We start from the raw sequence: 14,679 nt of genomic DNA on the forward strand, positions 1-14,679 counted from the left end.
TGTGGCTGTGACGGTCATCACCATACGGTCGCGACGCCGGTTTGAAACGTCTCAACCGGTTCAGTCACGGAAGTAGGACACGATGGTCGTCAGAACGTCTGGTCAGGCACGAGGAGCCGCCCGGCGGGTGGTCGCCGGTGCGGTGGTCGCATCACTGGCCGGCACCTGGTGCGCGCTGCTCCCCACGAGCGCCCACGCGGCCACCCCGCTGGTGAGCTCCGCCCGGGCCACGACCGGGGTCGAGGCCACCGGGCTGACGACCAACGGGCGCCGCGAGCCGCTGGGCATCGGCGGCGCGGACCCGACCTTCGGATGGCAGCTCGAGTCGGCTCGCCGCGGGGTGACCCAGCAGGCCTACGAGGTGCGCGTCGGCACGTCGGCCGGCGCCGCCGACGTCTGGTCCTCGGGCAAGGTCACCTCGCCCGCCCAGACCGACGTGGTCTACGACGGCCCCGCGCTCACCTCCGCCACCCGCTACACCTGGCAGGTCCGGGTCTGGGACGACCAGGGCACGGCGAGCGAGTGGAGCACCCCCGCCCACTTCGAGACCGGCCTGCTGACCCCGGCCGACTGGGGCTCGGCGGCGTGGATCGGCAACCCGGCTGCGTCGTACGCCGACTGGACCGACTACACGGCCGACGTCACCTTCCACCTCAACAACGGCGCGTTCGGCACCTACCTGCGGGCCAAGGACCTCAACAACGCCCTGATGTGGCAGCTCAACGTCGGTGACCGGTCCACGAGCGTCCCCCTGCTGCGCCCGCACGCCAAGGTCAACGGCGGCTACTCCCTGCTCGGCGAGGTCGACCTCCGCCCGTTCGGCTTCACCCGGGCCGGGCTGCTGGCCGGCTCGCACACGTTCTCCTTCAAGGTGACCGGCACGAGCATCGAGACCCGCCTCGACGGTGTCCTCGTCGACACCCGCAACGCCCCCTCCGTCCCGTCCAGCGGTCGGGTCGGCATCCGGACCTACGGCTCGGAGTCGGTCGACCTCAGCGCCGTCAAGGTCGTCGCCGCCGGCGGCTCGGTCCTCGCCCAGCCCGACCTGAGTGGGGCCAACCCCTTCGGCGGCGGCACGCCGGGCGGGGGAGTGGTGCGGTTCGCGGGCACGATCGACGCGCTGATGAACGGTCCCGAGAGCAACGCTCCGCTGCTGCGCACGACGTTCACCACCGCGCCGGGCAAGACCATCGCCTCGGCCCGGGCCTACGCCTCGGCGCACGGCGTCTACCAGTTGCAGCTCAACGGCCAGAAGGTCGGCGACCAGTTCCTCGCCCCGGGCTACACCGAGTACGACAAGCGGATCCAGGCCCAGACCTACGACATCACCTCCCAGGTGGTGGCCGGCCAGAACGCGCTCGGTGGCGCGCTCGGCGACGGCTGGTGGGCGGGCAAGATCGGCCTGGCCGGCAAGGGCGGCTACGGCACGGAGCTCGCGCTGGTCGCCCGGGTCGCCATCCGCTACACCGACGGCACCGTCCAGTGGGTCGACACCGACCCGTCGAGCTGGCGGTGGGCGCCCGGCCCGCTCGTGGCCAACGACCTGCAGATCGGCGAGACCTACGACGCACGTCTCGAGCGGCGCGGGTGGGACCGTGCGTCCTTCGACGACTCCGGGTGGCGTCCGACCGTCGCCCGCACCTCCGACACCGCCAAGCTCGCCCCGCAGCCCGACGAGCCGGTCCGGGTGACCGGCACCGTCCCGACGCGCGCGGTCACCACCCCGCAGCCGGGCGCGACCGTCTACGACCTCGGGCAGAACATGGTCGGCGTCGCCGCGGTCACCCTCAGCGGCAAGGCCGGCGAGACGGTCCGGATCCGGCACGCCGAGGTCCTCAACCCGAACGGCACCCTCTACACCGCCAACCTGCGCGCGGCCTCGGCCACGGACTACTACACGTTCGCCCAGGACGGCACCGTCACCTACCAGCCGACGTTCACCCAGCACGGCTTCCGCTACGTCGAGATCACCGGTGCCTCGACGGTCCCGGCGGCCGGCGACGTGGTCGGCGTGGTGCTCGGCTCCTACCTGCCGGTGACCGGCACGATGCGCACCTCCGACGCGATGCTCAACCAGCTGACCAGCAACGTCAGCTGGGGCGCGCGGGGCAACTTCCTCTCCATCCCGACCGACACCCCGGCCCGCGACGAGCGGCTCGGGTGGACCGGTGACATCAACGTCTTCGGCCCCACCGCGAGCTACCTCTTCGACACCCGCGCCTTCCTCGGCAAGTGGATGACCGACGTGCGCGACGAGCAGAAGGCCGACGGCCAGATCCCGGCTGTGGTCCCCTCCAGCCAGGGCGCCTTCAACGACAGCGGACCCGGCTGGCAGGACGCGGTCGTCGCGGTCCCCTACGCGCTCTACCGCGCCTACGGCGACGTCGGGGTGGTGCGGGACAACTGGGCGGCGATGACGAGGTTCTACGACTTCGCGGCCGGCCGCATCGGTGACGACAACCTCGGCGCCTACGCCGAGACCTTCTTCACCACGACCGACTGGCTCTCGCTCGACAACACCTCGGGCCGGGCCAACGACGCGAAGACCACGGCGATCTGGGCCGACACCGTCCGGATGATGGCCGAGCTCGCGAAGGCCGTCGACGACCCGCGGGCGGCGGAGTACGCCGCGAGCTACCAGCAGGTCAAGCGCGACTTCGTGGCGGCGTACGTCGCCTCCGACGGCACCGTCGCCGGGGGCTCCCAGACCGGCTACGCCCTGGCCCTCGGCATGGGGCTGATCGACGACCCCGCCCTGAAGACCAAGGTCGGTGAGCAGTACGTCGCGACGCTGGCGCAGGCGGGCTACCACCTGCGGACCGGCTTCATCGGCACCCCGTGGCTGCTGCCCGCGCTGAGCGCCATCGGTCGCGAGGACCTCGCCTACACCCTGCTGCTGCAGAAGGACTACCCGTCCTGGGGCTACGAGATCGCGCAGGGGGCCACCACCATCTGGGAGCGGTGGAACTCCATCCAGCCCGACGGCTCCTTCGGTCCGGTCGACATGAACTCGTTCAACCACTACGCCTACGGCGCGGTGGCCGACTGGATGCACCAGAACATCGCGGGCATCGCGATCGGTGAGCCGGGCTACCGCCGCAGCATCGTCGCGCCCCGTCCCGGTGGCGGGCTGACCTCCGGCGCCGGCACGATCGACACCGTCTACGGCGACCTGTCGACCGACTGGGAGCTGACCGCCGCCGGCATGAGCCTCGACGTGGTCGTGCCCGCGGGCACGACGTCCGAGGTGCGCATCCCCACCGAGCCCGGCGCGCAGGTGACCGAGTCCGGTCGGGCCCTGGACACCGCCCCCGGTGTCACGTCCAGCCGCTACGACGCGACGGCCGGCGTCACGGTCGTCGAGGTCGGGTCGGGTCACTACGACTTCACCAGCACCGAGTCGCTCACGCTCCGCGGCGTCGCCGTCAAGGCCGACGGAGAGCGCCGGTCCATGGTCACCGTGACCGCGACCAACAACGGGACCACCGCGTTCAGCGGTCGTGTGCAGGCCACCGCGCCCGCCGGGTGGCCCGCGATCACCCCGTCGCGGGTGCTCGACCTCGCCCCGGGCGCCTCGGCCACCGTCACGCTCGCGGTCGCCATGCCGTACGACGCGGTGGCGGGCTCCTACGCCGTCCCGCTGAGCTTCGGCAGTGCGACCACCGCCGCCTCGGTCGTCCTCGCACCGCTCAAGGTGCCGCCGACGGGCGCTGTGCGCGACCACGTCGACTTCGGCGAGGCGACGTCCGAGCACGCGCACGCCGTCGCCGGCTCCCCCAGCAGCGGGACCAGCTCGGAGGCCGGGCTGACCCGTCGCTACGCCAACAACAACAACCCTGGGGCCTACTTCACGGCCACAGTCGCGGTCGAGCCCCGTCAGCCGTTCGTCCTGCTCGCCCGGGAGACCTGGAACACCCCGGGCACCAAGGACTACGACGTCTACGTCGACGACCGGCTGGTCCGCCACGTGCGGGTCGACCGCGGGGAGAGCGGCCAGGGCGTCACGTCGTACCAGTTCCTCGTCGACGACGCGCAGGTGCTCGACAACGAGGGCACCGTGACGGTTCGCTACCAGTTCCCGGAGACGACGGCGCCGCGGCAGTACTACGACCCCTCGATCGCCGACCTGTGGGTGCTCGACGCTCCCGACACGGGGGCACCGGCGGTCGCGCTCGCGCCCGCCGACGGGACGCCCGCGCCGACGAACGGGTGGTACACCACCGCACCGCGCTGGGTGGCCACGGCCAGCGACGACCGCAAGGCGCCCGCCGTCGAGGTCCGCACCGACGGCGGCCCCTGGGCCGCCTACACCGGGCCCGTCCTGGTCGGCGACGGTGACCACCTGCTCGAGGCGCGGGCGACCGACGGGGCCGGCAACGTCTCCGAGATCGACAGCGTGCGGGTCCGCGTGGACACCGTGGCGCCGGTGGTCACCGCGACCCTCGCCGCCGACCGCACCCTGACGGTCACGGCGAGCGACGCCAACCTCACCGGCACCGACTACCGCGTCGACGACGGGTCGTGGCAGCCCTACACCGCGCCGGTCGTCGTGCCGGCCTCGGCCCGCCTGGTGCGCTACCGGGCCACCGACCGCGCCGGCCTCGTCACCGAGGGTGCGCTCGACGTGACGGTGCCGACCAGCCCGACCGTCCCGACCACCCCGACCGACCCGCAGACCGGCCAGGGAGCCGCGCAGGCGCCCTCCCAGGTGCTGGCGCACGTCGTACGCCGCGTGCAGCGCGTCGGGAAGGGCCCGCGGGCGGCGGTGCGGTTCACGGTCGCACCGGGCACGGCGGCGGGCGGCACGCTGGTCGTCACCGACGGGGGCCGCACCGTCGCCCGAGTGACGGTGGACGCCGACGGCGTCTACGTCTACCGGCTGCCGAAGCGGGCCGCGCGGGGCAAGCACCGGCTCGTCGCGACCTTCTCCGGCAACTCCGCCACCGCGCCGAGCACCTCGACGCGGGTGACGGTGAAGGTCGTGGGCTCCCGGCGCTGAGCTCGGACCCGGCCCCGGCGGGCAGGCGGCTCGACCGCCCCGCCGGGGCCGCGGTGCGCACGGCCGGAGCGCGACGTCAGGGTTGCGCTAGGAACGTCGGGAGGACCGTCAAGGACCCGTCAAGATCGCCGGTGGGGCCCGGATCGGGTCGTGGGATGGGCTCATGACCGACCTGATCTACGTCCTCGTGACGCTGGCGGCGTTCGTGGGTCTCGCCCTGCTCGTGGGCGCCCTCGAACGCAGCGACCAGCGCGCGCAGCAGTCCGACCGGTGAGCGAGGTCCTGCCGGCGCTCGGGCAGATCGCCTGCCTCGTCGTCCTCCTCGTCCTCCTCGTCCCGCCGCTCGGGCGGTTCCTGGCGCACGTCTACACCTCCGAGAAGCACCTCGCCGTCGAGCGGGTGACCTACCGCGTGCTGCGCGTCGACCCCGACGCCGACCAGCACTGGCGCACCTACGCCCTCTCGGTGCTCGGTTTCAGCCTGGTGGGGGTGCTGTTCCTCTACGCCTTCGGCCGCCTGCAGCAGCTGCTGCCGCTGAGCCTCGGCTTCCCTGCGCTGCCCGCGGACGGCGCGTGGAACACCGCCGTCAGTTTCGTGACCAACACGAACTGGCAGTGGTACTCCGGCGAGGCCGCGCTGGGCCACCTGATGCAGATGGCCGGCCCGACGGTGCAGAACTTCGTCTCCGCCGGCGTCGGCATGGCCGTCGCCGCGGCGTTCGCCCGGGCGCTGTCGCGCACCGAGCAGGGCGGGCGGATCGGCAACTTCTTCGCCGACCTCGTGCGCACCGTCGTGCGCGTGCTGCTGCCGATCTCTCTGGTCTCCGCCTGCGTCCTGATCGTGTTCGGCGCGGTGCAGAACTTCGCCGGCAGCCGCACCATGACCACGCTCACCGGCGGCACCCAGACCCTCACCGGCGGCCCGGTGGCCAGCCAGGAGTCGATCAAGGAGCTCGGCACCAACGGCGGCGGCTTCTACAACGTCAACTCCGCCCACCCGTTCGAGAACCCGACGGCCTTCACGAACCTGTTCGAGATCTTCCTGATCCTGCTGATCCCCTTCGCGATGGCCTGGGCCTTCGGCCTGATCGTCAAGGACCGCCGCCAGGGCATCGCGGTCGGCGGCGTCATGGCGCTGCTGCTCGGCCTGTCGATCGGTCTCGTGACCTGGGCCGAGATGGCCGGCGTCGGCACCGCCCCGCAGCTGGCGGGCGGCGCGATGGAGGGCAAGGAGGTCCGCTTCGGCGAGGCCGCCTCGGCGCTCTTCGCCGCCGCCACCACCGGCACCTCGACCGGAGCCGTCAACGCGATGCACGACTCGATGACCGCCCCCGGCGGCGGCGTCGTGCTCGTCAACATGATGCTGGGCGAGATCGCCCCCGGCGGCGTGGGCTCGGGCCTCTACGGCATGCTCATGATCGCCGTCGTCACGGTGTTCCTCTCCGGCCTCATGGTCGGGCGGACGCCGGAGTACCTCGGCAAGAAGATCGGCCAGCGCGAGATCGTCCTCGTCGCGCTCTACATCCTCACCACGCCGCTGCTCCTGCTCGTCGGCATCGCGGTCGCCGTGTCCTTCGACGCCGGCCCCGCGGGTGTCCTCAACTCCGGACCGCACGGCTTCTCGGAGATGCTGTACGCCGTCACGTCGGCCTCCAACAACAACGGCTCGGCGTTCGGCGGACTGACGTCCGGCACGCCGTTCTGGAACACGCTGCTGGGGCTCGAGATGCTCTTCGGCCGGTTCCTGCCGATGGTGCTCGTGCTGGCCCTGGCCGGCCGGTTCGCCTCGGCCAAGCGGCTGCCCGCCAACGCCGGCACGCTCCCGACGCACGGCCCGCTCTTCGTCACCCTCCTCACCGGCGTCGCCCTCGTGGTCGTCGGTCTCACCTTCGTCCCGGTGCTGATGCTCGGGCCCGTCGTGGAGTCGCTCTCGTGAACCAGTCCACCGTCACCGAACCCGAGCCGAGCGCTCCTGCGAAGGAGTCGTCCGGCGTCCTCACCACCGCCCAGCTCGTCGAGGCCCTGCCCGGAGCGCTGCGCAAGCTCGACCCGCGCCAGCTGATCGCCACCCCGGTGATGCTCGTCGTCGAGGCCGGCGCCATGCTCACCACCGTCCTGTCGGTCCTCGACCCCAGCACGCTGGGCTGGATGGTGACCGTCTGGCTCTGGCTGACCGTCGTCTTCGGTGCCCTCGCCGAGTCGGTCGCCGAGGGCCGCGGCAAGGCGCAGGCCGCGAGCCTGCGCGCCCTGCAGACCGAGACCACCGCCCACCGCCGGCTGCCCGGTGGCGGCGTCGAGGAGGTCGCCTCGACCTCCCTGCACACCGGCGACGTCGTCGTCGTCGCGGCGGGGGAGCGCATCCCCGGCGACGGCGAGGTCATCGAGGGCGTCGCCTCCGTCGACGAGTCGGCGGTGACCGGCGAGTCGGCCCCGGTGATCCGCGAGTCGGGCGGCGACCGCTCGGCCGTCACCGGCGGCACCGTGGTGCTGTCCGACCAGATCGCCGTACGCATCACCAGCGAGCCCGGTCAGTCGTTCGTGGACCGGATGATCTCGCTGGTCGAGGGATCGGCCCGGCAGAAGACGCCCAACGAGATCGCGCTCAACGTGCTCCTCGGCGCGCTCACGGTGATCTTCGTGGTCGTCTGCGTGACGCTCTACCCAGTGGCGCGGTACGCCGACGCGGATCAGTCGGTGCTCGTCCTCGTCGCTCTGCTGGTCTGCCTCATCCCGACGACGATCGGCGCCCTGCTGAGCGCCATCGGCATCGCCGGCATGGACCGGCTCGTGCGCCGCAACGTGCTCGCGATGTCGGGCCGTGCGGTCGAGGCGGCCGGCGACATCGACGTCCTGCTGCTCGACAAGACCGGCACCATCACGCTCGGCAACCGCCACGCGACCGAGCTGCTCGCGCTCGACGGCGTGTCCGACGAGGAGCTCGCCGAGGCCGCCCTGCTGTCGTCGCTGGCCGACGAGACGCCCGAGGGGCGCTCCGTCGTCGAGCTGGTCGGCGGTCGCCGACCGGTGCCGGCCGGCGCCACCCTCGTGGAGTTCAGCGCCACCACCCGGATGAGCGGCATCGACCTCGACGGCCGCGAGGTCCGCAAGGGCGCCGCCTCCGCGGTCGCCGCGTGGGCCGAGCAGCGCGACGCCCAGCTCGACGAGCTGGTCGAGCGGGTCAGCTCCTCGGGCGGCACCCCGCTCGTCGTGGCGGAGGCTGCGGGGGGACGGCGCCGGCTGCTCGGCGTCATCCACCTCAAGGACGTCGTGAAGCCGGGCATGCGCGAGCGGTTCGACGAGCTGCGCTCGATGGGCATCCGCACCGTGATGATCACCGGCGACAACGCGACGACCGCACACGCGATCGCCGCCGAGGCCGGCGTCGACGACGTGCTCGCCGAGGCGACGCCGGAGGACAAGCTCGGGCTGATCCGCCAGGAGCAGCAGGGGGGACGGCTCGTCGCGATGTGCGGCGACGGCACCAACGACGCCCCCGCGCTCGCGCAGGCCGACGTCGGCGTCGCCATGAACACCGGCACGGTGGCGGCCAAGGAGGCGGGCAACATGGTCGACCTCGACTCCGACCCGACCAAGCTCATCGACGTCGTCGAGATCGGCAAGCAGCTGCTCATCACCCGCGGCGCGCTCACGACGTTCTCGGTCGCCAACGACGTCGCGAAGTACTTCGCGATCCTGCCGGCGATGTTCGTGGTCGCCTTCCCGCAGCTCGACGTCCTCAACGTCATGCAGCTGAGCTCCCCGGGCTCGGCGATCGTCAGCGCGGTCGTCTTCAACGCGCTGATCATCGTGCTGCTGATCCCGCTGGCCCTGCGCGGCGTGAAGTACACGCCGTCCTCCGCGAGCGCCCTGCTGCGCCGCAACCTGCTGATCTACGGCATCGGCGGACTGATCGCGCCGTTCATCGGCATCAAGCTGATCGACCTCGTCGTCTCACTGCTCCCGGGCCTGTGAGATCACGAGTCGAGAGAGAAGGACTGCACCCGTGAACACCGTCTTCGACCTCTGGCGCCAGAGCCTCGCCGGCCTGCGCCTGCTGATCGCCGCCACCCTCGTGCTCGGCCTCGCCTACCCGCTGGTGGTCTTCGGCTTCGGCCGGGTCGCGGCCCCGTGGCAGGCCGACGGCTCGCTCGTCACCGCCTCGGGCGCGCACACCACCGACGTCTCCGACGCCGTCGGCTCGCAGCTGCTCGGCCAGGTGGTCGACGACCCCGACCTGTTCCAGGACCGGCCGTCGGCCGCCGGCGACGGCTACGACACGCTGTCGACGTACGGCTCCAACTACGGTCCCGAGGAGCCCGCGCTCGTCCAGCAGATCGAGGAGCGCAAGGCCGAAGTGGCCGAGCGCGAGGGCGTCTCGCCCGCTCAGGTGCCGCCGGACGCCGTCACCGCGTCGGGCTCGGGGCTCGACCCCGACATCTCGGTCGCGTACGCCGAGCTGCAGGCCCCGCGCGTCGCGAAGGCCCAGGGCCTCAGCGAGCAGGCCGTGCGCGCGATGATCGAGGACAACACCGACGGGCGCACCCTCGGCACCCTGGGGGAGCCCCACGTCAACGTGCTGCTGCTGAACGCCGCGGTGCTGCGAGCCGCGCAGGAGGGATGATCAAGAGGGATGAGGTCGTGAACGAGCGCCGGGGCCGGTTGACGGTCTACCTCGGAGCGGCGCCCGGCGTCGGCAAGACCTACGCGATGCTCGGCGAGGCCCGGCGCCGGATCGACCGCGGCACCGACGTCGTCGTCGGCGTCGTCGAGACCCATGGCCGCCAGTTCACCTCCGAGCAGCTGGAGGGGCTCGAGGTGGTCCCGCGGCGCGAGGTCGCCTACCGCGGCACGACCTTCACCGAGATGGACACCGAGGCGATCGTCGCCCGGCACCCCGCCGTCGTGCTGGTCGACGAGCTCGCGCACACCAACGTGCCGGGCAGTCGCCACGAGAAGCGCGCGGCCGACGTCGAGGAGCTGCGCGCCGCCGGCATCGACGTCATCACCACGGTCAACATCCAGCACCTCGAGTCGCTCAACGACGAGGTCGAGCGGATCACCGGGGTGAAGCAGCGCGAGACGGTGCCGGACGAGGTCGTGCGCGCCGCCGACCAGATCCAGCTCGTCGACATGGCCCCCGACGCGCTGCGACGGCGGATGGCGCACGGCAACATCTACAAGCCCGAGCACATCGACGCCTCCCTGACGTCGTACTTCCGCGTCGGCAACCTCACCGCGCTGCGCGAGCTCGCGCTGCTGTGGCTCGCCGACCGGGTCGACGACCAGCTCGACGACTACCGGCGGGCCCACCGGATCCAGGAGACCTGGCCCGCCAAGGAGCGGATCGTCGTCGCCGTCACCGGCGGGCCCGAGTCCGAGACCCTGCTGCGCCGCGGGGCCCGGCTCGCCCAGCGCGCCGCGGGCGCCGAGCTGCTCGCCGTCCACGTCCTCGCCTCCGACGGGCTGGCGAGCCCCGACGAGCGCCGCGTCGACCAGGCACAGAAGCTCGTCGCCGCGCTCGGCGGCACCTTCCACACGGTGACCGGCGAGGACGTCTCCGAGGCAGTGGTCGACTTCGCGCGGGGTGTCAACGCCACGATGATGATCGTCGGCGTCTCGCGCCACGGGCGGCTCCGTCGGCTCTTCATGGGCACCACCGGCGACCAGATCGCGAGCCTCGCCGGGGCGATCGACGTCCACCTCGTCACCCACGACCAGGCCACCGGCCGGCTCCTGTCGCGCCCCGCGCTCTCACCGCTCTCGCGCCGTCGTCAGCTCGTCGGCTGGGTGCTGGCCTTCGTGCTGCCGTTCGCGCTCGGCGGGCTGCTGCACGCCTTCGAGGACACCGACACGCTCTCGTTGGCCTCGCTCGCGCTGCTCGCCTCGAGCGTGTTCGTCGCGCTCATCGGCGGGCTCTTCCCGGCGCTGACCGCGGCCGTGGTGGGCTTCCTGACCCTCAACTACTGGTTTACCCAGCCCTACAGCTCGTTCCGGATCGGCGAGCCGCGCATCCTGCTCGTGCTGGTCGTGTACGTCGCGGTCGCGGCGGCCGTGGCGAGCCTGGTCGACCGCGCCTCGCGCCGGGCGACGGAGGCGGTCACCGCCCGCACCGAGGCGACCACGATCGCGGGGCTGGCGCGGTCGGTGCTCACCGGCCAGGACACCGCCGACGCCATCGTCGAGCGGGTGCGCGAGACGTTCGGCCAGGAGGCCGTCTCGCTGCTCACCCGCTCCGCTGCGGGCTGGGAGGTCACGGCGGCCTCGGGCGAGCACTGCGCCAGCCACCCCGACGAGGGCGACACCCGGGTCCGCGTCGACGACGACCACGTGCTGGCGCTGTGCGGTGCCCCGCTGCGCGCGACCGACCAGCGGGTCCTCGACGCCTTCGCCCTCCAGACCAGCCTGGTGCTGGAGTACCGCCGCCTGCGCGAGCGCGAGCTCCACGCCGCGACCCTCGAGAAGGCCGACGCCACCTCGACCGCGCTGCTGCGCGCGGTCTCCCACGACCTGCGCACCCCGCTCGCGGTGATGCGCACCGCCGTCGACGGCCTGCTCGTCGACGGGGTCTCCGCCGACGACCGCGCCGAGCTCGTGCGCACCGTCGACGCCTCGGCCGACCAGCTCGAGCGCCTCATCGACGACCTCCTCGACCTCTCCCGGCTGCAGACCGGCCTCATCCGTCCCCACCTCGCGCCGCGCTCGCTCGACGAGGTCCTGCCCCTCGCGGTCGCCGGCCACGACCGCGACCGCGTGGTGCTGGACGTGCCCGAGTCGACGCCGTTCGTCCTCACCGACCCGGGGCTGCTCGGCCGGGTCGTCGCCAATCTCGTCGACAACGCCGTCAAGCACTCGCGGGGCGTGCCGGTGCGGGTGCTGGCGCACGCCCTGCCCGACACGGTCGACGTGATCGTCGTTGACCAGGGACCGGGGGTGCCGGAGGTCCAGCGCGAGCGGATGTTCGAGCCGTTCCAGCGCCTCGGCGACACCACGACCGGCGGCCTCGGGCTGGGGCTGGCCGTCGCCCGCGGCATCACCGAGGCGCTGGGCGGCACGATCTCCGCCGAGGACACGCCCGGCGGCGGGCTCACGATGGTGCTGTCGCTGCCGCGGGCGGCCGAGGCGGTCGAGGCGTGAGCGACGAGCTCACCGCCCGGGTGCTCGTGGTCGACGACGAGCCGACCCTGCTCCGCGCCCTCTCGATCAACCTGCGGGCCCACGGCTGGGACGTCGTCACCGCCCAGGACGGGCGCTCCGCGCTGCGTGCGGCGGCCGACGAGCGCCCCGACGTGGTCGTCCTCGACCTGGGTCTGCCCGACATGGACGGCACCGAGGTGATCGTCGGGCTGCGGGGCTGGTCGTCGGTGCCGATCGTGGTGCTCTCGGCCCGTCAGCACGGCGAGGACAAGGTCGAGGCGCTCGACCTCGGGGCCGACGACTACGTCACCAAGCCGTTCGCGATGAACGAGCTGGTGGCCCGGCTGCGGGCCGCGGTGCGCCGCAGCACGACGGCCGACTCCGGCCTGCCCGTCGTCGAGGTCGGCGACCTCAGCATCGACCTGGCCCGCAAGCGGGTCGCGAAGGCGGGTGCCGACGTACGCCTCACGCCCACGGAGTGGGCCTTCCTCGAGGTGCTCGCGCGCAACCTCGACCGTCTCGTCACACGCGAGCAGGTGCTGCGCGAGGTGTGGGGTCCCGGTCACCACGAGGAGTTCCACTACCTTCGCGTCTACGCGGCACAGCTGCGCCGCAAGCTCGAGGACGACCCCGCTCGGCCTCGCCACCTGCTGACCACCAGCGGCGTGGGCTACACGCTCCAGTCGACCACCTGAGGACGGTGCCGGTGCTCCACCTGCGGATCAGCGTGCCGGCGGCGCTCACCGAGCCCGTGCTCGACGTGCTCGCCAAGGACCCGGCCGTCAGCTCGGTCGCCGTCTTCGAGGGGGCCTCCCGCCTGCCGGTGGGCGACGTCGTCACCGCCGACCTCGCCCGCGAGGGCGCCAACGAGTGCATCGACGCCCTGCGCGCGCTCGGGGCGGCCCACGAGGGCACGGTGCACGTCGACCCGGTCCCGACCTGGGTCTCGGAGGCGGGGCTCGACGCGGAGCGGCGTACGCCGGGACGCTCGACCGACGCCGTCGTCTGGGCGGAGGTCACCCAGCGGGCCTACGACGAGACCGAGCTCAACTGGACCTACCTGGCCTTCATGACGTTCGCGACCGTGCTCGCCTCCATCGCCGTCGTGCTCGACTCGCAGATCCTGGTCATCGGCGCGATGGTGCTCGGCCCGGAGTTCGTGGCGCTCGCGGCCATCGGCGTCGCGCTCGTGCGGCACCGGACCGGGCTGGTGCAGCGCGCGGCGACCACCCTGGTGGTCGGCATCGGGTTCGCGATCGCGGTGACGACGGTGCTCTCGCTGCTCGCCCGCTGGCTCGGCTGGATCGTGCTCGCCGACATCACCGGCGACCGGCCCGGCACGGCGTTCATCTACACCCCGGACCGGTGGTCCTTCGTCGTCGCGCTGATCGCGGCCAGCGCCGGGGTGCTGTCGCTGACCTCGAGCAAGGTGGGCGGGCTGTCGGGCGTCTTCATCTCCGTCACGACCGTGCCGGCGATGGGCAACATCGCCCTCGGGCTGACCTTCGGTGCCTGGGGTGAGGTCTGGGGGAGCGCCCAACAGCTCGCCCTCAACATCGGCGGCATGGTGCTCGCGGGCTGGCTCACCCTCCTCGTCCAGCAGACCTTCTGGCAGCGTCGCGCGGCGCGGCGCGAGCGTCTCCTGGGCATCGCAGGTGGTTGAACGTTCACGTTAATCTGGTCGGGACCGACAGCCCCGATCGGAAGGACCCGCATGGCCACCAAGCTCGCGATCATCTACTACTCCGCCACCGGCACCATCGACGCGATGGCCCGCCGCCTCGCCGCGACCGCCGAGGCCGAGGGCGCCGAGGTCCGCCTGCGCCACGTCTCTGAGATCGCGCCGCGCGAGGCGATCGAGTCCAACGACGCGTGGAAGGCGCACGTCGACGCCGTCGCCGGCGAGCCCGAGGCCACCGCCGACGACATCGTCTGGGCCGACGCGGTCCTCTTCGGCACCCCGACCCGCTTCGGCAACGTCGCCAGCCAGCTGAAGCAGTTCCTCGACACGCTGTCCGGCCCGTGGAGCCAGGGCCAGCTCGCCGACAAGGCCTACGCCGGCTTCACCAGCAGCCAGACCGCCCACGGCGGCCAGGAGACCACGCTGCTCGCGCTCTACAACTCGGTGCACCACTTCGGCGGCGTCATCGTCTCGCCCGGCTACACCGACGGCCTGAAGTTCGTCGACGGCAACCCCTACGGCGTCTCGCACGTCACCGGCGCCACCAACGACGCCCCCCTCGGCGACGCCGAGAACAACGCCCTCGACCACCTGGTCCGCCGCGTCCTGCGCATCGGCGCCGTGCTCGCCGGCTGATCCGTCCCCATCCGGTTCGACCCTCGCGTCGAACCCCCTGCGCCCTCCGCGGGCGAGCAAGACCACCGTGCCGGCCTCGCGGAGACGAGGCCGTCGGGGCCGGCACGGTCCGGGCTGAGTCGCCCTGAGCCGGCACTTGCCCACCGCCGGTGGTTGAGGAAGTCGCGCTAGCTGTGATGTCCAGGCACGTTGGTCGAGATCGTGCGACGACACGATCTGATGCCGTAGGT

The 14,679-nt window shown here is 72.5% G+C and carries 8 protein-coding genes; all 8 read left to right on the top strand.

What is annotated here, in order from left to right; all coding sequences use genetic code 11:
- Positions 1–127 precede the first annotated feature (127 nt).
- The 8 genes from GRQ65_RS07030 to wrbA all read left to right on the top strand — a co-directional run bounded on the left by GRQ65_RS07030 (position 128) and on the right by wrbA (position 14,449).
- Entirely contained in the window at positions 128–4,999 is a 4,872-nt protein-coding gene (locus GRQ65_RS07030) for a family 78 glycoside hydrolase catalytic domain (RefSeq protein WP_202387689.1), read from the top strand.
- Between the two features lie 270 nt (positions 5,000–5,269).
- Positions 5,270–6,934: a potassium-transporting ATPase subunit KdpA gene (gene kdpA, locus GRQ65_RS07035; protein WP_160876533.1), complete on the top strand. Its 1,665-nt coding sequence runs from the start codon at positions 5,270–5,272 to the stop codon at positions 6,932–6,934.
- Complete coding sequence (gene kdpB / locus GRQ65_RS07040; RefSeq protein WP_160876535.1) at positions 6,931–8,970, top strand: potassium-transporting ATPase subunit KdpB; 2,040 nt, start codon at positions 6,931–6,933, stop codon at positions 8,968–8,970. The genes kdpA and kdpB overlap by 4 nt, the downstream gene beginning before the upstream one ends.
- Before the next feature lie 31 nt (positions 8,971–9,001).
- Positions 9,002–9,619 carry a K(+)-transporting ATPase subunit C gene (kdpC, locus tag GRQ65_RS07045; RefSeq protein WP_160876537.1) on the top strand — a complete coding sequence of 206 codons (618 nt, stop codon included), beginning with the start codon at positions 9,002–9,004 and terminating at the stop codon, positions 9,617–9,619.
- A 17-nt stretch (positions 9,620–9,636) separates the two neighbouring features.
- Complete coding sequence (locus GRQ65_RS07050) at positions 9,637–12,132, top strand: sensor histidine kinase (protein ID WP_337191544.1); 2,496 nt, start codon at positions 9,637–9,639, stop codon at positions 12,130–12,132.
- Positions 12,129–12,827, top strand: a complete 699-nt coding sequence (locus GRQ65_RS07055) for a response regulator (RefSeq protein ID WP_160876541.1) — start codon at positions 12,129–12,131, stop codon at positions 12,825–12,827. Before GRQ65_RS07050 ends, GRQ65_RS07055 begins: the two co-directional genes overlap by 4 nt.
- 11 nt (positions 12,828–12,838) lie before the next feature.
- Positions 12,839–13,795, top strand: a complete 957-nt coding sequence (locus GRQ65_RS07060; RefSeq protein ID WP_160876543.1) for a DUF389 domain-containing protein — start codon at positions 12,839–12,841, stop codon at positions 13,793–13,795.
- Positions 13,796–13,846: 51 nt separating this feature from the next.
- Complete coding sequence (gene wrbA / locus GRQ65_RS07065; protein ID WP_160876545.1) at positions 13,847–14,449, top strand: NAD(P)H:quinone oxidoreductase; 603 nt, start codon at positions 13,847–13,849, stop codon at positions 14,447–14,449.
- Positions 14,450–14,679: the final 230 nt, after the last annotated feature.

Source organism: Nocardioides flavescens (assembly GCF_009823805.1).
Classification (GTDB): domain Bacteria; phylum Actinomycetota; class Actinomycetes; order Propionibacteriales; family Nocardioidaceae; genus Nocardioides; species Nocardioides flavescens.